Raw genomic sequence first — 18,703 nt, forward strand, 5'->3', positions numbered from 1 at the left:
AAAATTTTTTCCATATTTAAAAATTTATATTTTAGCTTTCTTGATATTTTTTTATATCTAAATTTTTCATTTCCTTATCCGTTATAAGACTTACAACCATAGCACCTGAAACATTACTACAAGTTCTTGCCATATCAAGTATAGGATCTATAGCTAAAATGACCGCCAATAAAGCAAAATGACTTTGCATTCCAAGTCCTGAAAGCATCACAGAAATAATCATTATTGTAATACCAGGAATTCCAGCTATCCCAAAAGAAGCAATAATACATAAAGCAACAGTTGTCAATATTTCACTCATTCCTATGGGTATATTTAGGGCATGAAACATAAAAACAGCTATCATACCTGCATAATATCCGGAGCAACCATTCATTCCCATAGTTGTACCAAGACTTGCAACAAAAGAAGCATTAGTATGGGTAACGCCTAAATTCTGAGTTAAAGTAGAAATAGTAACTGGCAAAGTTCCTGCTGAACTTCTTGAACTAAAAGCCATTAACAAAGCTGGAAAGGCTTTTTTATAATATATAAAAGGATTTAATCCATGAAATAATAATAATAATGCATGCAAAATAAAAACGGCCATAAAAGCGACATACAGCAAAGCTATAAAATAAATTGAATCAATAAGTACTTTATAGCCATTTAAAATCAACGCATTAGCAATCATCGTAATAATAAAATAAGGCATGATTTTAATCACATAAAGGCTAATTTTCATAATAACTTGATGTAAAAAACTAGTCAGTAAAGAAAAAATTCTAAATCCGCGATTTTCTTTTAAATTTCTGATTCCAAAAGATAAAATAAAGGCGAAGATAATTACTCCCAAAATATTATTTGAATTCATAGCGCTAATAATATTATTTGGAATTAAATTTAAAATAATCTCATCTAGGCTTTTAAGTTCATGAAGATTTTTTGAATTTGATTGAAGGGCTATATTATTTCCAAGATTTGCAATTATTGCAATAGTAATTCCGATACAAGCTGAAATACCTGTTGAAAACAAAAACCAAAAAAAAGCCCGAGAAAACAAAGCTTTCACTTGAATTTTTTCATCCAAATGTATAAGAACATGGATTAAAGAAATAAACACTAAAGGGATAATTAAAAGTCTTAAAATACTTATGTACAAAGTATTTAAAAAATTCATCCAAATATGAATTTCATAAAACCAACGCAAAGAATTCAAAGAATTAAATTTTGATATTTCCTCATTAGAAAAATCTGCCAAATAAAGCAAAAAATATCCCAAAGCAAAACCTAAAATTAAAGAAATTGCCATAATCAAATAAAATTTTAGCTTTTTTTTAAAAAATTTAAGCAAAGCAAAAAGACAAGTGATAAAAAAAAGTAGCAATAAACTTTTAATTTGGGATAAATGAAAAAAATTAATTAAAAAATTTTCCATAAAAAACCTCTAAAAATGTTATTTTGCAACCTGCAAACTTAAAAGGGCTAAATTATAGCATTAAAATTTTAAAAATCAATTTTATTATTTTATATAAATACAATAAAAAAATACTTGCTTAGTTTTTAAATATTTAATTAAAATTTATTTTTATTTAAATTGTATAATTATTAAATATTTAAAAAAGGAGGCAAGATATGAAAAATATCATTTCATTGATAGTATTTTTACTATTGAGTGTCAGTTGCTTAGAAGCTAAGCCAAAAATTGTAATTTTAGCCACAGGTGGAACCATAGCTGGTTCAATTGATAGTGAACTTGAAACAACAGGATATAAAGCTGGAGTTATAGGAGTAGAAACTTTAATCAAGGCTGTTCCTCAAATTAAAGATATAGCTCAAGTAAGTGGAGAACAAATTGCTAATATCGATAGTTCTAATATGAATGATGAGATTTGGTTAAAATTAGCCAAAAAAATCAATGAATTACTTAAAAAAGATGTTGATGGTATTGTAATTACTCACGGAACTGATACTATGGAAGAGACTGCTTATTTTTTAAATTTAACCGTAAAAAGCAATAAGCCTGTTGTTTTGGTAGGCGCTATGCGTCCAGCAACTGCTATGAGTGCAGATGGTCCTAAAAATCTTTACAATGCTGTAGCTTTAGCAGCCAACGAAAATGCAAAAAATAAAGGTGTAATGATTGCAATGGATGATAAAATACTAGGTGCAAGAGGAGTAGTTAAAACCCATACTCTTAATGTTGATGCTTTTACTTCACCTGATTTTGGAAATTTAGGTTATATTGTTGATGGAAAAGTCTTTTTCTACAATACAATTTCAAAGGATCACACTACAAAAACTCCTTTTGATGTTAGTAAATTAAAAACTTTGCCAAAAGTTGATATACTTTATACTTATTCTAATGATGGAAGTGGCGTTGCAGCTAAAGCTTTATTTGAAAATGGTACACAAGGTTTAGTTATAGCAGGAAGTGGAGCTGGAAGCATTCATGAGAATCAAAAAGAAGTCTTAAAGGATTTGATAAAAAAAGGATTGAAAGTAGTTGTAAGTACTAGAGTCGTCGCGGGATCTGTAGCAATAAATAAAGATGATCAAAATTTAGGCTTTATTAGTGCTCAAAATTTAAACCCGCAAAAAGCAAGAGTTCTTTTGATGTTGGCTCTTACAAAAACTCACAATAATGCTCAAATTCAAAAATATTTTGAAAAATACTAAAATATTAAAAAGTCCAAAAAAGGACTTTTTAATATTTGATTTCATTAGATTTTAAAAAATCTCTTAATTTATCGTATTCTCCATTTTCCAAATAGCGATATTTTCCAGCTTTTAAAATACCCAAATCTAAAGCCCCAAAAGCCACACGTTTAAGATCCATAACTTCTAAATCAAAATGCCCAAAAAATCTCCTAAGTTCTCTATTTTTACCCTCATTAATAACAACTCTTAACTTAGTATAACCACCGCTAGAGCCAAAAATTTCGAAATCCAAAAAAGGAGAAAAAGTCATAGAGGTAATTTTGGTTTTTACATGAGCGCCTTTTTTTTCATTTTTTATCTCTAAGCCATTTTGCATAGCTTCTATGACTTGTTTATTTACTATGCCTTTGACTTTAAGATAATATTCACGCTCTAAATCACTATGCATTAAAGCATCAGCTATAACAGGAGAATCTGTTAGTAAAAGCAAACCTTCGCTTGCAAAATCAAGTCTTCCTACACTAAGCCAAGTATTAAATTGTCTTGGCAAAGTATCATAAATCGTCTTTCTTCCGCGATCGTCTTTTTTACTGACTATTTCGCCTTTTTGTTTATGATAAATGATGACGCTAAATTGCGTTCTTTTTTGTAGCCTTTTTCCTTTTAAAAAAACCTTATCATCAAATTTAACATCATCACTTAAATGAGCTATTTTATTATTGATTTTCACTAAGCCCTGTTTAATAAGCTCATCAGCTTCGCGACGAGAATAACGACTATTATGCGATATAAATTTATTGATTCTCATTGATCACATTACAAAAATAGTTGGAACTATAGTTGGGTATTTTTTGATTTTTCTAAAAATATGCTTTCTTAATACCTGTCTGATTTGATTTTCTAAAAATCTTGGATCATTTAAAATTTCGTCTTTTACATTGGCAAAAAACTGACTCAAAATATCCGCCATTTCTTTAGAAAAAGCATGATCATGTTTATCAGCTACAAGTCCATAGCTAAAAACTCTAGGTTTGTTAATAAGAGTTTTTGTCGCTTTATCAAGCTGAGCAATAATCACTACAATACCATTATCCGCTAAATTTTGACGATCGATTACAACATCATCAGCAATTTGCTTATTGATTTGATTATCTACAAAAACTTTACCGGTTTTAACCGTTTTAACGCGCTTGATATATTTTTGACAAATTTCAACTTGATCTCCATCGCTCATAAGATAAATATTTCTTTCTGGAACTCCACATTTCATAGCTGTTTCTTTGTGCTTTAAAATATGATTATACTCTCCATGTACTGGTAAGAAAAATTTAGGTTTTACAAGTGTTAGCATTAATTTTTGCTCTTCTATGCTTGCATGACCGCTCACATGAATTTCGCTAAATTCTTGATATGCAACTTTAGCTCCAGCCTTTAAAAGATAATCAAGAACTGCAGATACATTAGCTTCATTACCTGGAATTGCCTTAGCAGAAATAATAATCTGATCTGTAGGTTTTATTTTGATAAATTTATGCTCATCCGTTGCCATTCTATATAGTGCACTCATAGTCTCACCTTGGCTTCCAGTGGTTACAATCAAAACTTCATTATCTTTAAATTTATTCACTTCATCTGCATCGATAAAAATTTTACGATCTAATTTAATATAGCCAAGCTCCATAGCCGTATAAAGATTTCTTTCCATAGAGCGACCTATAACACAAACTTTTCTACCATATTTTAGCCCATAACTTATTGCTTGAAAAACACGGTGTATATTTGAACTAAAGGTACTCATAATCACTCTACCTTTAGTCTTAGAAAAAATTTGATCAAAGGTTGGTCCTACTGAACTTTCACTTTTAGTATAACCTTCTTTATAAGAATTAGTACTATCGCTTAAAAGACATAAAACGCCCTCTTCTCCATAATAGGCCAAACGATTTAAATCACTAGGATAACCATCTATTGGAGTTTGGTCTATTTTAAAATCTCCTGTATGGATAATTGTTCCCGCATTGGTTTTGATTACCAAAGCTGAAGCATCAATAATAGAATGAGTAATATGAATCCATTCTACACTAAATTCGCCTATTTCATAGACCTTTCTTTTCTCAACTGGTCTAAACCATTTTCTTTCAGCCTTAAGATTATGTTCTTCAAATTTATTTGAAATCATTCCAAGAGCTAAAGGCGTAGCATAAATAGGAAATTGGAATTCTTTGAAAAAATATGGCACAGCTCCTATATGATCTTCATGTGCATGAGTGATAATAATACCTTTTATTTTATCCTTAATTTTTCTAATATAGCTAAAATCAGGTATGATTATATCTACCCCGTGCATTGTTCCATCTGGAAAACTCATACCAATATCTACAATAATTGCTTCATTATTGGTTTCAAAAACGGTAATATTTCCACCAATTTCGCCAAGCCCCCCAAGAGGAATAACGCGAATTTTGTGTTCGCTAGAATTATTATATTTTAAGGGATGTAAACGATTTTCATGTGAAACACGATTTGCTTCTATACATTCTGCAAGAGCTATTTGCCAATCTTCATTTCCGCTAAGCTTAGAAGGTAAGTTGCGATTTTTCTTTTTTCTTTTTTCTTTAAATTCTTCATTGGCATTAATCTTTTCATTTGAATTTTTAAATTTTGCCTGCTCTTGTGCTTCATTAGAATTTTCAGAATCTGTTGTTTTTTTCTTGCGATTTTTAAATTTATTATAAAATCTATTTTTTTTTGTTTTTACAGAATTTTCAGTATTTTCATTGTTATTTTCGTTCATAGTCTTCCTTTACTCTTTCGTAAATTTTAAGGTATGAATCAACGCAGATTTCATGTGGTCTTGAATTTAATTTAATTTCCAACTCTTTAAAAATCTTTTCCAATTCTATCTTATGGTTTTTTAAATTTCCCATAAGTTGCTTTCTTGGAGATTTGAAACATTCTTTTAAAAATCTCTTAAAAGTGTCGATATGGCAAAAATCTTTGTATTCCCTAAATTTAGTCATTTTTATCACCGCTGACATCACTTTAGGCGGTGGAGAAAAATATTCAGGACTAACATCAAAAAGTATTTCACAATCACAAATGACAGTGCTTAAAACTCCCAAAGCAGAAAAATCTTTTTCGCCTTGTTTGGCACAAAATTTCAATGCCATTTCCTTTTGTACCATTACTATTAAGCCGGAACAATTTTCATCCTCTAAAACTTTCAAAATCAAATGACTTGCTATATAGTAAGGCAAATTGGCAACTAAAAAATACTTTTTTTCATCTAGGCATGTAACTTCACTTGCATCCTTATGAATTAAATTAAGCCTTCCGCACTCTAACTCTTTTTGAAATTTGTTTTGTAAAATAGGTATAAGATCTGAATCAATCTCATATGATTTTACATTAGAAATTTTCAAAAGCTCTTGCGTTAAATCACCTAAGCCAGGCCCAATTTCTACTATATTTTTTACACTATTGGGTATGGCTTGGATGATTTTATCTAATATGCTTTTATTATTTAAAAAATTTTGTCCGTAATGTTTTTTCGCTTTTACCATAATTTCAATATTTTTATTTTAGCCAAAAATTCTTAATTTTAAGTCTTATTTAGTTAAAATTATACTAAAAATATATTTAGGAGAACTTTATGACTGTTTGTGCTGGCGGTAATGAAAATTTTTCCTTTGCTAAAAGTATTGGAATTGGTCTCATAGAATCGAGCATTAACTTAACAGAACTTTGTTTAAAAGAAAAACCTAAAAGCCTACTTTTTATAGGAAGTTGTGGAATTTATGACAAGGGAGAAATTCTTGGAATTTATGAAAGTTCTCATGTTTTTAATATAGAATATTCTCAAATCAGCGAAAATTTTTATACACCAACGCTTAATGAAATTCATTTTAATTCTGATGTTAAAAATGTTTCACAAGAAACATCTTATAAAATAAATTCTTCAAATTATATTTGTCAAAACACTTCTGCAGCTAAAAAATTAGCTCGATTTGGATTGGATTTTGAAAATATGGAAGTTTTTTCTGTCTTTAGCGTCGCAAAAAAATTTAATATTCAAGCAAAATGTATTTTGTGTGCAACAAATTTTTGCAATGAAAATGCTCATGAAGATTTTCTAAAAAATCATAAAAAAGCTAAAGAAAAATTAGAAAATTACTTACAAGAACACAAATATATTTAATCAAGGAAGAATATTGCAAAAGAGTATTAATATTTTAGATTTCCTTCCTGAAGAATTAGAAAATAAAATTCAACCAATGTTTCGCGTGAAACAAATTTATCAATGGATTTATCAAAAATACGCTGATAGTTTTTTAGAAATGAGCTCTTTACCTAAAAATTTAAGAGAAGAATTAAATAAAGAATATTATTTTGATGCAGTAAAATGTGTTTTTAAAGAAAAAAGTAAAGACGAAAGTATTAAATATCTTTTTGAATTAAAAGATGGATTACGCATAGAAAGCGTTTTGCTACCGATGAAAAAAGAGAAATTTAATGAAGAGGGAAAAAGAATAGCTCATGCAAAATTTACAATCTGTGTTTCATCTCAAGTAGGATGTAAAAGCGGATGTAGTTTTTGTTTAACCGCAAAAGGAGGGCTTAAAAGAAATCTTAGCGCTGGAGAAATTGTTGCACAAATTCTTTACATTAAAAAGGATAATCAAATTCCTTATGAAAGAAGAATCAATATAGTTTATATGGGGATGGGAGAACCTCTTGATAATCTTAAAAATGTAGCTAAAGCAGTTAAAATACTCTCCTGTAATGATGGTTTAGCTATCAGCCCTCGCAGACAAACTATCAGCACAAGCGGATTAGCTAAACAAATAAAAGAACTAGGCAAGATGAATTTAGGAGTACTTCTTGCTATATCTCTACATGCAGTAAATGATGAACTTCGCACAGAATTAATGCCGATCAATAAAGCTTACAATATCGCTGCTATCATGGAAGCGGTTAAAGAATTTCCTATAGATCAAAGAAAAAGAGTAATGTTTGAATATTTATTGATAGATAATATAAATGATAAAATAGAACACGCCAAAGAGCTTGTTAAGCTTTTAAATGGTATTAAAGCTAAAGTAAATTTAATACTTTTTAATCCTCATGAAGGAAGTTTATACCAACGTCCTAAATTAGAAAATGCTATCAAATTTCAAGATTTACTTAGTCAAAAAGGTATAACTTGCACCATAAGAGAAAGTAAAGGTCTTGATATCTCGGCTGCTTGCGGACAATTAAAAGAAAGGATAAAAACATCGTGACAAGTTTAGATATTTTTGAAATTATTTTTGTATCAATAGTAGTTATTGTTGGTTTTTCTGGAATGGCTTGGGTAATTTTTAAAGATAAAACAAATAAAAATTAATTCCAAAGCTATTTAACTTTATTAGTTGATACTCCTTAATCTGCAACAAAAATAAAATCAATCATTTATTTTTAACTATTTTTAACCAAAGCTGATTTGATCTTGGAAATTCTATTTTTTGAAGTTGCTTTAGGATTTTTTTGAGTTCTTTAAAGTCCAAATCTAAAAATTCATTATGAAAGAAACCTTCCTCATAAATATTGAATTTTTCATCTGATATTTTTTGAATTTTTATAGATCTATCTTTTTTAGAGGTTTGGAAAATCAAAATATCTAAAGGACTTATTTGTTTCAAATTTTTAAAACAAATTTGAATAAAATCTTTATTTTGTATCATTATACTACTTTTGATATTTCTTTTACAAAATCAGCCTTGATTAAAGTCTTAGAAATATAAAAAATCTTGATTTTATCTCCATCAAAAATATACGCCAAACGGTAAGCTTGTTTGGGTAATTTTAACTTATACTCATAAATCGTTTTATCTTGATATTTACATCCTTTAACTTTTTTTATTTTATGTGGAGCTTGATTGATAAAGGTTTTTGTATTTTCACAAATAGTCTTATAAACTGATTCTTTATCTATTTTTAGATATAAAAAGAATCTTTCTAAATACGAATTATTCTCCAAAATAATATTTTTTTCCATAACTTATTTTTAGCATAAATTACTTAAAAATTAGCAAAATTATAAAAAATCTTTAATAAGTTAATATTTATAAAATAATAATTTAAAATTTATTAAATAAAGCGAGATAAAATTGAGAAATGGTGTCAAGGGGGAGACTTGAACTCCCGACCTCCGGCTTATGAGACCAGCGCTCTAACCAGCTGAGCTACCCTGACAAAAAGTTTTTGAGTCAAAATTATAGCTTTTTTTTCTAAAATTTTTCTTTATTCTAAAAAATTTTAGTTATAATAACGATTTTAGACAGGTGTCCGAGCGGTTGAAGGAGCACGCCTGGAACGCGTGTAAAGTGCAAGCTTTCGAGGGTTCGAATCCCTTCCTGTCTGCCATCGATTACAAATATTTTAAGAAAAAATATGTTTAAATCTAGATTATTTATGAATTTAAAAGGAATTTCAAGTGCCTTTATTCCAAGATTTATATTTCAAAAAAATTTAGATAAAATTTTTAATGAAATTTTAAAATACAAAGATTTTGAATTAGAACATATAGCTACTAGAGTCAATTACTACAATAAAATAAAAAGTCATTTTAGTATTGAAGATAACAAAGTAAACAAAATAGGAAAATTACCTTTTAAAAATACATCTTATGCATATGATGCTTATGAAATTAGTAAATATTTCAAAGATAGCTTTTTATGGAATAAAAAATTTTCAGATGTCAATTATATCTTTTCAAATCCCACAATTTGCAAATCAAGACCTATAAAAGAAAGTTCTAATAATATTTTACTCAATCTTGATAAAAATAGACATTTTGTATTTATTAAAGATCCTTTAAAATTTAAAGAAAAAAAAGATATAGCCATCTATAGAGGTGCAGTATATCAAGAACATAGAAAAAAATTTTTTGAAAGCTATTTTAATGCAAATTTTTGCGATATAGGAGATACTGGAAAACATGATAGCCTTTATAAGAAAAATTTTTTAAGTAAAAAAGAACAAAGCAAATATAAATTTATTATCTCTTTAGAAGGAAACGATGTTGCAACAAATCTAAAATGGGCAATGAGTTCAAATTCTTTAGTATTATCCACAAAAATGACTTGTGAAACTTGGTTTATGGAGGGAAAATTAAAAGCCAATGAACATTTTGTTTTAATTAATAATGAAAATTTACTAGATACGATAAATTATTTTATACAACACCCAAAACAAGCGATTGAAATTATCAATAATGCTCATAATTTTATCAATCAATTTTTAAATAGAAAAAAAGAATTTCATATTAGCATATTAGTTTTAGCCAAATATTTTTATTATTCAGACCAATTAAAAATCAATCAAAAAGAAATTTTGCAAATATTCCAATAAAATTACAAAAAATTTAATTTTTACTTAAAATTTTCAGGCAAAAAAAAGTAATATTTTATTAGAATTCAATTTCCTTAAAAATAAGGGGCATTAGCTCAGCTGGGAGAGCACAACGCTGGCAGCGTTGGGGTCAGCGGTTCGAACCCGCTATGCTCCACCATGGTTCCGTAGCTCAGTTGGTAGAGCACTACCTTGACATGGTAGTGGTCGTTGGTTCAAGTCCAATCGGAGCCACCATTTTTTAAACTTTTAATAATCCTTAATTTGATCATTCTAATACAAAATGGATTAAAATAAATTCTCATTAAAACGATATAGTAAATTAGTTATGATATAATTATTAGTTTTAAAAATATAAAAACTAAGATTTGATATTTTAAAGAAATTTTTCAAAATCAACCTTAAACGCGTTTAACAAGAAAAGGATTTTTTATGTTAAAAGAATTACTTGAAATTAAAAAAGAAATGGAGCCAATTATCCATGAAGCTAATGTCAAGCTCAATGTCTTAGCAAGAGAAGTTATTGTTCGTAGAAAAGAATATGAAATTTACGGTCCTATGGTTGATCGTGTATATCTTGATAATGCAATTTATGTTAAGGTAATGTCAAGTGGACGTGATACAAAAAGCGATAATGTTCCAATAAAAAATGGTTTTTATATGGTTTTTGTTGCACCAGAAAAAGAAAGCACGAAAGATATTAAAAACAAACTCAAAGTTGCTTATGAAGGACTTGATAATAAATTTATCTCTTCTTTAATCCGCTCTTGCCAACGCTTTAAAGAAATAGTCAATAAAACTCAAGCGACTTTAGCTAAAGCTTCTCAAATGAATGTTTTAGTAAAAACCAATCTAGGTGAAGCAAGTGCTGCTCTTAAATTTAATATCACTATAGAATATACTAGGGACAATCAAAAACTTTCACGCGAAAATTCAAAATCAGCTGGAAGCTTTAGAGATACAAAAACTGCAATCAATCTTGTTGTAGATAAAAACACAGAATCAAGAATTTGCGAAAAATTACTCGACGATGTTGAAAAATATTTTATCGGTGGAGGCAATTAAATCACTCACCGATAAATTTTACTCCCATTTTTTCACGCACTTTATCCATCAAATTCATCATTTTTAAGATTTCTTCATGATTCATTTCATCACATTCTATTTTATTTTGCTCTATAGCTTTAAAACAGGCTTGAAATTCATATTCAAAGCCATTGATTTGATTTGGTACAAGAGAATGCTTGATTAGCTTTCTTTCTTTGTTATAAACCTTTATTGACTTAGGATTATTGATATTATCGACGCAAATATAACCTTTTGTTCCATTGATAACGCCTTTTCTATCGCTAATAGCAGCTACGCTTGAATTTAAAAAAGCAAAAGCACCCTTTTGAAATTCTAAAATAATTCCATTGCTTTCATCTACGCCACTAGGCATTTTTTTACAAGTTGCGATTATATTTTTAATTTCATCTTTTAAAAAACTAAGTGCAAAATTAAGAGTATAAATTCCAACATCAAGCAAAGCACCTCCACCAAGCTCTAAGCTTGTTATGCGGTTTTTATGCATGACATTGTAGGCTAAATTTGCTTCTATACTAACTATTTCGCCGATTAAATCCTTTGCTAAAAAATCTTTAATGATGTTTATATAAGGCATATAACGCGTCCAAATAGCTTCAGCCAAAAGTAATTTTTTAGTCTTTGCTAATTCTATAAGCTCTTTGGCTTGTTTGAAATTTAAAGTAAAGGATTTTTCACAAAGGACATTTTTATAATTTTCAAGGCAAATTTTTATATGTTCGTAGTGCAAAGAATGTGGAGTATTGATATAAACAAGATCTATATTTTTATCTTCAAGCAATTTTTCATAATTTGTATAAAATTTTTCAAAACCATGTCTAAAAGCAAATTCTTTTGCATGATTTAAAGATCCCACCGCATAAGGATGGAATCTAGCTTGTTTTAACATTGGTGCAACTTTGTTTGCTATAGAACCAGCACCTAAAAAAGCGACATTTTTTCGCTTAGAATTTGTAAGCATATCCTAAATAAGCACTATAATTTGTTTCTTTAGGATCATAGAAATTTGATCCAACTTGGTTTTGGTAAAAATTCTTAGTATTATAGTGTATTTGTTCTGCTTTAACACCCAATTCTATTTCATTATGCGGAGTGATTTCATAGATAGCACCCAATTTTGCCCCATAAACAAAACCATCATAATTTTGAGATAAAGTTAAAAATGAAGTTTTCAAATCAACATCTGTTTTTGCATAACCAGAATACACACCTAAAACCGCCCTTGTATTTGTAAAAAGCTTTGGAGTAAAATCATAACCCAATAAAAATTTTTGCGTAGAAAAATCACCTTCTATATAAAGTGCTGGAGTTTTTATAAAATCATTAAAATCATCAGAGCCAGCATAAGTAAAATAAATTCTATGAGATTCATTCAAACGATATCCCAATTTAAGATCTAAAACCGGAATTGTTTGTGAAATATCACCATTAAAAGTAGAGTTTGTACCACTTTTACTATGCTTAAGATCAGCTTTTACTTTAGCATTCATTAAAGCAGCATCAACACCTATAAAAAATCCTGATCTTTCATCTGCCATAGCTAGATTAGCAAATAAGCACGTGCCAGCAACTATACTCAATAATTTTTTATTCATGTTTTCCCTTAAAATTTTAATCAATCTAAAAAATAAGTTAGATTTCTAAATTGTATAATTTTAATATTTAATATCAAATTTATTTTAAATAAATTTTAATTTTTTATTAAAAAATGGGAATATTTTACTCACTTAGGTACTACAATATCACTACGACATTCTATAACTGTATGAACATTTCCACGAGGATTAAAATCTCCTACAACTTTGATCCATTTTGGTTTGAGTTTATCTTTTAGGGTGTTGTAAATTTCATTGATACTTGCTTCATGTGAAACATTTCTATACATAAAAGTATTTATATAAAGTTTTATGGCCTTAAGCTCTACTACAAATTTATCAGGCATATACTCAAGATATATAGTTGCAAAATCAGGATAACCACTCCTAGGACAACAGCACATAAATTCTGGCAAAGTAATCTTTATGATATAATCATTTTTAGCATCATTTGGCCAAATTTCCATATTGTCTACATTAAATTCTTTGATTTCTTTTTCACCATAACGCATTTATTTTCCTTTGCAATAATTTAAAATCCAAATTATAGCAAATTTCCATCTTACAAAAAAATTATATTGTCTTTGAAACCATAGGTTTTCATATCGCCGCGACCGCCTGTTCCTGCTTCACCTACTACTATGTTACCAGAGTTAGCAGTCACTTTGAAAAGATTGCCGCCGATTTCTTCAAGTCCTGAGTTATTTGCTACAGAAGCCATAGCCATTTTTGCAACGGCAAAGGTTTTACCATTGGTAAATTCACCTAAGATATTTCCTTTATCATCTACACGTATAGCATCTGGTTTTAAATTTCCAGATGGATAACCATCGGTTGCTTGGCTTGTGAGTGCTGAAGCTGAATTTGAGCTTACAAGACCATCATTAGCACCACTTGTACCAAAGCTGAGTTTGATTTGTTGATTTGGTGCTGCACCGTTGTTTGGTGAGAAATTTAGGGTTCTAGGACTGTATGAAGATAAAGATCCATCATTGTTAAATCTTGCTGTTCCTACAACAATATTGCTTGGGCCTTCACCTGTGGTATTAATCTCAGCAGGTTCAGGAACACGGATGATCATTTGCCATTCATTTCCTCCATCTTGAGTGGTGCTTTGTTTTACAAATTGTACTTCTAGGGTGTGTTTAGAACCTAAAGAATCATAAATTTCAAGTCCGGCTGAGAAAGCACTCAAGAAAAGTTGTTCGCTTTTTCTGTTGCTATTGCCTACATTTAAATTTCCATCAAAACCTTTAAAGATATTAGTAAAGGCTTCGTTAGTGCTTACTTTACCATCTGAATCTGTATAAGAAGTGATATTGAAATTAATATTATGAGCTTTTCTTTGAGTTTGAGTTTGACCATTATAACCTGGTCTGTCTGGTTGCTCACTAGGATTAGATATTATAAATTCTCCGCTTGTGCTTATGGTTACTTTTACACCTTCATTTAGATCGCTACCATCGACTTCAAAGCCACCACTACCATCATAATCAACCCCATATCTGGCATCTCTTTGTAAGAGCTCTCTTAGATCTTCGGTGGTATGAAAGATTCTCGCATCAGTATTTCTTAAACCCCCTTGTATAGCATCATAATAATTTTTAGAGGCAGGATCAGTAGGAGCTTGTTGACCGGTGCCTGCTTCAAATCCTTTTCCTCCATCAGGATTATACATAGGAGATAAATTTTGCTGGGAAGAGCTATAGATATATTTATGAGCTGTGATGATTTCTACATGATTATTTACTCGACCCTCCATCAGGTTATCATTAAACCAATCACTATCTTGACCTGCTTGAGTTAATTGGACTGTAAATTTTTTATTATCTTCACTCCAAGTAAGATTTTGATGTTCACCTGCTTCATTGCCTGCATTTACCACTAAATTGATATTTTTCATATTATCGGTGGTGCCATTTGAATTGTCATTAACAAATTCTATACCGCTACCATCAGCTGTTTTAACAGCTTTTACTCCTGTGCCATCTCGGCTATCATTTGGAACAGTAAAAGTATTAATATAAGCTACGGCTTCATCAATGCTTTTAATAGTTGAATTTTGGATATGAACTCCGTTTAAAGTGATATCTAAAGTTACAGGATTATCCGTATTTCCCCAAAAAATAATATCATTTTGAGTTACATGATTAGTTTCATCAAAAACAGTACCTTTTTCAGTAGTAAATTTCGCATCAGCGTAAGATACCCAAATGCCTTGGCCTTCTCGTAAATTTAGTCCTGTTCCACTTCCATTAAATAAAGAAGCACAATCAACCCCTTTTTCAGTAACTTCAACTGAATTTTTAGAAGTGGTGTAAAATTGGGTGATGCCTGTGTCGTTTTCGTCTTTGGTTTCGCCAGTTTTTTTATTGTAACCATGGACTGAATCAAGAGCATATATAGGGGTTTTTGCTGTGCCTATGTTTAGACCGCTGTTTAGGTTTGCTTTAATGGCTACTTCGGTTGATTTTGCGGCGGGGATATGCATACCTGGATCGATGAAGATGTTTTGAGGGGATCTTGATGAATCGATGCTTTGAGTATCCCAGTTGATATTCCAAATGAATCGATGCTTTTTATAATTTTTTTCAAAATTATTTGCAACTCACTCTAAAAAGAGCGAGTTAGCAATAATTTTGAAGGCAGTCAAGTCCAATCCAGTATTACAAATCTACCAGAAAATAGACTTGTAAAGCAAGATTAGTTTCCCACAAAAGTGGGAAAAATTTTATAAAGAATCAAAAGATCAAAAATTTATTGTTTCAATTGGATCAAAGTTTGAAGCATTTGATCACTCGTTGAAATGGTTTTTGAGTTTGCTTGATAACCTCTTTGGATGATGATAAGTTCTGTCAAAGAACGACTCAAATCCACATTTGACATTTCAAGCGCCGAGGTTTTCATATCGCCGCGACCGCCTGTTCCTGCTTCACCTACTACTATGTTACCAGAGTTAGCAGTCACTTTGAAAAGATTGCCGCCGATTTCTTCAAGTCCTGAGTTATTTGCTACAGAAGCCATAGCCATTTTTGCAACGGCAAAGGTTTTACCATTGGTAAATTCACCTAAGATATTTCCTTTATCATCTACACGTATAGCATCTGGTTTTAAATTTCCAGATGGATAACCATCGGTTGCTTGGCTTGTGAGTGCTGAAGCTGAATTTGAGCTTACAAGACCATCATTAGCACCACTTGTACCAAAGCTGAGTTTGATTTGTTGATTTGGTGCTGCACCGTTGTTTGGTGAGAAATTTAGGGTTCTAGGACTGTATGAAGATAAAGATCCATCATTGTTAAATCTTGCTGTTCCTACAACAATATTGCTTGGGCCTTCACCTGTGGTATTAATCTCAGCAGGTTCAGGAACACGGATGATCATTTGCCATTCATTTCCTCCATCTTGAGTGGTGCTTTGTTTTACAAATTGTACTTCTAGGGTGTGTTTAGAACCTAAAGAATCATAAATTTCAAGTCCGGCTGAGAAAGCACTCAAGAAAAGTTGTTCGCTTTTTCTGTTGCTATTGCCTACATTTAAATTTCCATCAAAACCTTTAAAGATATTAGTAAAGGCTTCGTTAGTGCTTACTTTACCATCTGAATCTGTATAAGAAGTGATATTGAAATTAATATTATGAGCTTTTCTTTGAGTTTGAGTTTGACCATTATAACCTGGTCTGTCTGGTTGCTCACTAGGATTAGATATTATAAATTCTCCGCTTGTGCTTATGGTTACTTTTACACCTTCATTTAGATCGCTACCATCGACTTCAAAGCCACCACTACCATCATAATCAACCCCATATCTGGCATCTCTTTGTAAGAGCTCTCTTAGATCTTCGGTAGTATGGAAAGTTCTTTGATCGGTATTTAAATAAGAACCATTCATTGCTAATCTATAATTATTTTCAGCTGTTCCTGAAGTATTCTCTAATGCAGTATTATAATTTGCTCCACTATCTGGATTATATAAAGGAGGAAGATCGACTGGAGAAGAAGTATAAACGTATTTATGGGCTGTTACGATATGAATATTATGTGTTTTATCTTTACCGTCACCTTGTATCCAATGTGTTCCATTATCATTAACACTTCCTACGGGATTAGTATTATCCCAATCAAATATATCACTTTCGTTATCTTTTTTAGTTTTTATATTCCATAATTCACCGGCTGTATTAGCATTATTAACAGTTAAGTCGATATTTTTCATATTATCGGTGGTACCATCAGCATTGGTATTTATAAAGTCTATGCCTGTGCCATCTTTATTTTTAACGGCTTTTACACCTGTGCCTTCTCGGCTATCGGTTGGAACAGTATAGGTATTGATATATCTTATAGCTTCATCAATGCCTGTGATATTATCGTTTTGAATATGAATTCCATTTATGGTAATATCTAATTTTGTGGGCTTACTAGTATCACCCCAAAAAATAACATTATCTTGATTTTTAACACTATTTTTATCAAAACCATTTCCACCTTGGGTGCTGAATTTAGCATCAGCATAGGATACCCAAATGCCTTGGCCTTCTCGTAAATTTAGTCCTGTTCCACTTCCATTAAATAAAGAAGCACAATCAACCCCTTTTTCAGTAACTTCAACTGAATTTTTAGAAGTGGTGTAAAATTGGGTGATGCCTGTGTCGTTTTCGTCTTTGGTTTCGCCAGTTTTTTTATTGTAACCATGGACTGAATCAAGAGCATATATAGGGGTTTTTGCTGTGCCTATGTTTAGACCGCTGTTTAGGTTTGCTTTAATGGCTACTTCGGTTGATTTTGCGGCGGGGATATGCATACCTGGATCGATGAAGATGTTTTGAGGGGATCTTGATGAATCGATGCTTTGAGTATCCCAGTTGATATTCCAACCTTGGACAACATAACCTGCGTTATTGACAAAATTTCCATAAGCATCAAGTTTGAAATCCCCACTTCTTGTAAGGTAATTTGTCAAACCTCCATCATCACTCACCATAAAAAATCCATCACCATTGATCGCAACGTCGGTATTTTTATCGGTAGTTTGAATCGATCCTTGAGAATGAATTCTTGTCGTAGAACTCACAGAAACACCTAAACCAATTTGAAGTGGATTTTGTCCGCCTCTACCATCAGTTGGCGCTGTAGCAATCTTAACAGTTTGGCTAAACATGGTTCCAAAATCAGCACGAGAATACTTAAAACCTGTTGTATTAACGTTAGAGATGTTATTACCTTCAACATCCATTGCTGTTTGATGTGCTTGAAGTCCGCTCACTCCGGACCAAAGTGATCTCATCATGATTGAATCCTTTATAAAATATTGCTTTTAACGCATTCGCGTTTATGCAATTTTATAAGCAAGTTCTGTTCCAACTTTTGAAATTTTTGAGATAAATATAAGAAATTTTTTGAAATTTTAAAAATATAGCCTTAAACTCTTATTCTTAAATTTGCAGCATGAGTTAAGGCTACTGCTATAGCATCTGTGATATCTAAAGGCTTGATTTCTTTACTTAGTCCTAAAAGTCTTTTTACCATAAAGGCAACTTGTTCTTTTGTGGCTTTTGCCTTACCTGTGACGGCTTTTTTAACTTGTAAAGGGGTGTATTCTGCAAAATCTCCATGAATTTGTAAAATTTTTAAACTCAAAGCCCCGCGAAATTGCGCGAGTTTTAAAACGGTTTTTGGATTGTAAGCGAAAAAAATATCTTCTATAGCTACCTCATCAAATTGATGTGTTTTAAAGATCAGATCTAAACCTTCGCAAAGCTCTGTGATTTGATATTGTAAAGTGCTAGGCTTGATTTTAATGAGTCCTGCTTCTATCAATACATTTTTATTTTTATCCGCTTCTATAATAGCATAACCACAATTTCTTGAACCTGGATCAATCCCTAAAATTTTCATAACTAGCCTTAATTAAAGATAAATAAAGATTTTAACCTTTTTTTATAAAATTTAAGATAAAATTTATACAATTAAAAAATTCAAAGAGAGATT

16 protein-coding genes, 4 tRNA genes and 1 pseudogene are annotated in these 18,703 nt (G+C 30.6%); 8 read left to right on the forward strand and 13 right to left on the reverse strand.

Annotated elements, in window-relative coordinates; all coding sequences use genetic code 11:
- Positions 1-31: 31 nt before the first annotated feature.
- The gene (locus tag CMOL_RS07675) at positions 32-1,291 is read right to left on the reverse strand and encodes a dicarboxylate/amino acid:cation symporter (protein ID WP_239820281.1); all 1,260 of its coding nucleotides are present in this window, start codon (positions 1,289-1,291) and stop codon (positions 32-34) included.
- Between the two features lie 323 nt (positions 1,292-1,614).
- On the opposite strand from CMOL_RS07675, the gene CMOL_RS07680 reads away from it, so the two are divergent.
- Positions 1,615-2,658 carry a type II asparaginase gene (locus CMOL_RS07680; protein WP_239820282.1) on the forward strand — a complete coding sequence of 348 codons (1,044 nt, stop codon included), beginning with the start codon at positions 1,615-1,617 and terminating at the stop codon, positions 2,656-2,658.
- A 28-nt stretch (positions 2,659-2,686) separates the two neighbouring features.
- Here CMOL_RS07680 and CMOL_RS07685 read toward each other — a convergent pair whose 3' ends face one another.
- Genes CMOL_RS07685 through rsmA form a run of 3 tightly spaced genes read right to left on the reverse strand, consistent with a single transcriptional unit; the run spans position 2,687 to position 6,203 of the window.
- Positions 2,687-3,448 carry a pseudouridine synthase gene (locus CMOL_RS07685; RefSeq protein WP_239820283.1) on the reverse strand — a complete coding sequence of 254 codons (762 nt, stop codon included), beginning with the start codon at positions 3,446-3,448 and terminating at the stop codon, positions 2,687-2,689.
- Positions 3,449-3,451: 3 nt separating this feature from the next.
- Positions 3,452-5,434 (reverse strand): ribonuclease J, encoded by a 1,983-nt coding sequence (locus CMOL_RS07690; RefSeq protein WP_239820284.1) that lies wholly within the window; start codon positions 5,432-5,434, stop codon positions 3,452-3,454.
- A complete protein-coding gene (gene rsmA / locus CMOL_RS07695; RefSeq protein WP_239820285.1) occupies positions 5,421-6,203 on the reverse strand; it encodes a 16S rRNA (adenine(1518)-N(6)/adenine(1519)-N(6))-dimethyltransferase RsmA in 783 nt (260 codons plus the stop codon). Before rsmA ends, CMOL_RS07690 begins: the two co-directional genes overlap by 14 nt.
- 89 nt (positions 6,204-6,292) lie before the next feature.
- Here rsmA and CMOL_RS07700 point away from each other — a divergent pair, with 89 nt between their 5' ends.
- Both CMOL_RS07700 and rlmN read left to right on the forward strand, forming a co-directional pair.
- Positions 6,293-6,838, forward strand: coding sequence for a phosphorylase family protein (locus CMOL_RS07700; protein ID WP_200282385.1), 546 nt, complete (start codon positions 6,293-6,295; stop codon positions 6,836-6,838).
- A gap of 13 nt (positions 6,839-6,851) precedes the next feature.
- Positions 6,852-7,922, forward strand: coding sequence for a dual-specificity RNA methyltransferase RlmN (gene rlmN / locus CMOL_RS07705; RefSeq protein WP_239820286.1), 1,071 nt, complete (start codon positions 6,852-6,854; stop codon positions 7,920-7,922).
- 165 nt (positions 7,923-8,087) lie between these two features.
- Here the strand turns inward: rlmN and CMOL_RS07715 are convergent, their stop codons facing one another.
- The 3 genes from CMOL_RS07715 to CMOL_RS07725 form a co-directional block, all read right to left on the reverse strand.
- The gene (locus CMOL_RS07715) at positions 8,088-8,363 is read right to left on the reverse strand and encodes a hypothetical protein (protein WP_239820288.1); all 276 of its coding nucleotides are present in this window, start codon (positions 8,361-8,363) and stop codon (positions 8,088-8,090) included.
- Positions 8,363-8,677, reverse strand: coding sequence for a hypothetical protein (locus tag CMOL_RS07720; protein ID WP_239820289.1), 315 nt, complete (start codon positions 8,675-8,677; stop codon positions 8,363-8,365). Before CMOL_RS07720 ends, CMOL_RS07715 begins: the two co-directional genes overlap by 1 nt.
- A gap of 120 nt (positions 8,678-8,797) precedes the next feature.
- Positions 8,798-8,874, reverse strand: a tRNA-Met gene (locus CMOL_RS07725).
- Positions 8,875-8,957: 83 nt separating this feature from the next.
- Between CMOL_RS07725 and CMOL_RS07730 the strand changes: the two genes are divergently transcribed.
- The 5 genes from CMOL_RS07730 (at position 8,958) to CMOL_RS07750 (ending at position 11,097) form a co-directional block, all read left to right on the forward strand.
- A tRNA-Ser gene (locus tag CMOL_RS07730) sits at positions 8,958-9,045 on the forward strand.
- Between the two features lie 27 nt (positions 9,046-9,072).
- Positions 9,073-10,032, forward strand: coding sequence for a glycosyl transferase family 90 (locus CMOL_RS07735; RefSeq protein ID WP_239820290.1), 960 nt, complete (start codon positions 9,073-9,075; stop codon positions 10,030-10,032).
- An 84-nt stretch (positions 10,033-10,116) separates the two neighbouring features.
- Positions 10,117-10,192, forward strand: a tRNA-Ala gene (locus CMOL_RS07740).
- 1 nt (position 10,193) lies between these two features.
- Positions 10,194-10,269, forward strand: a tRNA-Val gene (locus tag CMOL_RS07745).
- 195 nt (positions 10,270-10,464) lie between these two features.
- Positions 10,465-11,097, forward strand: coding sequence for a hypothetical protein (locus CMOL_RS07750; protein ID WP_200282370.1), 633 nt, complete (start codon positions 10,465-10,467; stop codon positions 11,095-11,097).
- Position 11,098: 1 nt separating this feature from the next.
- Here CMOL_RS07750 and CMOL_RS07755 read toward each other — a convergent pair whose 3' ends face one another.
- From CMOL_RS07755 to ruvC, 6 genes and pseudogenes are all read right to left on the reverse strand, one after another.
- The gene (locus tag CMOL_RS07755; RefSeq protein ID WP_239820291.1) at positions 11,099-12,079 is read right to left on the reverse strand and encodes a Gfo/Idh/MocA family protein; all 981 of its coding nucleotides are present in this window, start codon (positions 12,077-12,079) and stop codon (positions 11,099-11,101) included.
- Positions 12,063-12,713: an outer membrane beta-barrel protein gene (locus CMOL_RS07760; RefSeq protein ID WP_239820292.1), complete on the reverse strand. Its 651-nt coding sequence runs from the start codon at positions 12,711-12,713 to the stop codon at positions 12,063-12,065. The genes CMOL_RS07755 and CMOL_RS07760 overlap by 17 nt, the downstream gene beginning before the upstream one ends.
- Before the next feature lie 128 nt (positions 12,714-12,841).
- Positions 12,842-13,225, reverse strand: coding sequence for a preQ(1) synthase (gene queF / locus CMOL_RS07765; RefSeq protein WP_200282361.1), 384 nt, complete (start codon positions 13,223-13,225; stop codon positions 12,842-12,844).
- 83 nt (positions 13,226-13,308) lie between these two features.
- A pseudogene (flgE, locus tag CMOL_RS07770) lies at positions 13,309-15,276 on the reverse strand (flagellar hook protein FlgE); the annotation flags it as partial.
- 194 nt (positions 15,277-15,470) lie between these two features.
- Complete coding sequence (flgE, locus tag CMOL_RS07775) at positions 15,471-18,002, reverse strand: flagellar hook protein FlgE (RefSeq protein WP_239820293.1); 2,532 nt, start codon at positions 18,000-18,002, stop codon at positions 15,471-15,473.
- A 131-nt stretch (positions 18,003-18,133) separates the two neighbouring features.
- On the reverse strand, positions 18,134-18,610 hold the full coding sequence (gene ruvC / locus CMOL_RS07780) for a crossover junction endodeoxyribonuclease RuvC (protein ID WP_200281462.1): 477 nt from the start codon (positions 18,608-18,610) through the stop codon (positions 18,134-18,136).
- Positions 18,611-18,703 lie beyond the last annotated feature (93 nt).

Source organism: Campylobacter sp. RM10537, assembly GCF_022369435.1.
GTDB lineage: Bacteria > Campylobacterota > Campylobacteria > Campylobacterales > Campylobacteraceae > Campylobacter_D > Campylobacter_D molothri.

What these genes read in the sequence shown, in the direction of transcription:
- CMOL_RS07675 (WP_239820281.1), bottom strand. Translation starts at nt 1,291, where the DNA reads ATGGCAATTTCTTTAATTTTAGGTTTTGCTTTGGGATATTTTTTGCTT.
- CMOL_RS07680 (WP_239820282.1), top strand. Translation starts at nt 1,615, where the DNA reads ATGAAAAATATCATTTCATTGATAGTATTTTTACTATTGAGTGTCAGT.
- CMOL_RS07685 (WP_239820283.1), bottom strand. Translation starts at nt 3,448, where the DNA reads ATGAGAATCAATAAATTTATATCGCATAATAGTCGTTATTCTCGTCGC.
- CMOL_RS07690 (WP_239820284.1), bottom strand. Translation starts at nt 5,434, where the DNA reads ATGAACGAAAATAACAATGAAAATACTGAAAATTCTGTAAAAACAAAA.
- rsmA (WP_239820285.1), bottom strand. Translation starts at nt 6,203, where the DNA reads ATGGTAAAAGCGAAAAAACATTACGGACAAAATTTTTTAAATAATAAA.
- CMOL_RS07700 (WP_200282385.1), top strand. Translation starts at nt 6,293, where the DNA reads ATGACTGTTTGTGCTGGCGGTAATGAAAATTTTTCCTTTGCTAAAAGT.
- CMOL_RS07715 (WP_239820288.1), bottom strand. Translation starts at nt 8,363, where the DNA reads ATGATACAAAATAAAGATTTTATTCAAATTTGTTTTAAAAATTTGAAA.
- CMOL_RS07720 (WP_239820289.1), bottom strand. Translation starts at nt 8,677, where the DNA reads ATGGAAAAAAATATTATTTTGGAGAATAATTCGTATTTAGAAAGATTC.
- CMOL_RS07735 (WP_239820290.1), top strand. Translation starts at nt 9,073, where the DNA reads ATGTTTAAATCTAGATTATTTATGAATTTAAAAGGAATTTCAAGTGCC.
- CMOL_RS07750 (WP_200282370.1), top strand. Translation starts at nt 10,465, where the DNA reads ATGTTAAAAGAATTACTTGAAATTAAAAAAGAAATGGAGCCAATTATC.
- CMOL_RS07755 (WP_239820291.1), bottom strand. Translation starts at nt 12,079, where the DNA reads ATGCTTACAAATTCTAAGCGAAAAAATGTCGCTTTTTTAGGTGCTGGT.
- CMOL_RS07760 (WP_239820292.1), bottom strand. Translation starts at nt 12,713, where the DNA reads ATGAATAAAAAATTATTGAGTATAGTTGCTGGCACGTGCTTATTTGCT.
- queF (WP_200282361.1), bottom strand. Translation starts at nt 13,225, where the DNA reads ATGCGTTATGGTGAAAAAGAAATCAAAGAATTTAATGTAGACAATATG.
- flgE (WP_239820293.1), bottom strand. Translation starts at nt 18,002, where the DNA reads ATGATGAGATCACTTTGGTCCGGAGTGAGCGGACTTCAAGCACATCAA.
- ruvC (WP_200281462.1), bottom strand. Translation starts at nt 18,610, where the DNA reads ATGAAAATTTTAGGGATTGATCCAGGTTCAAGAAATTGTGGTTATGCT.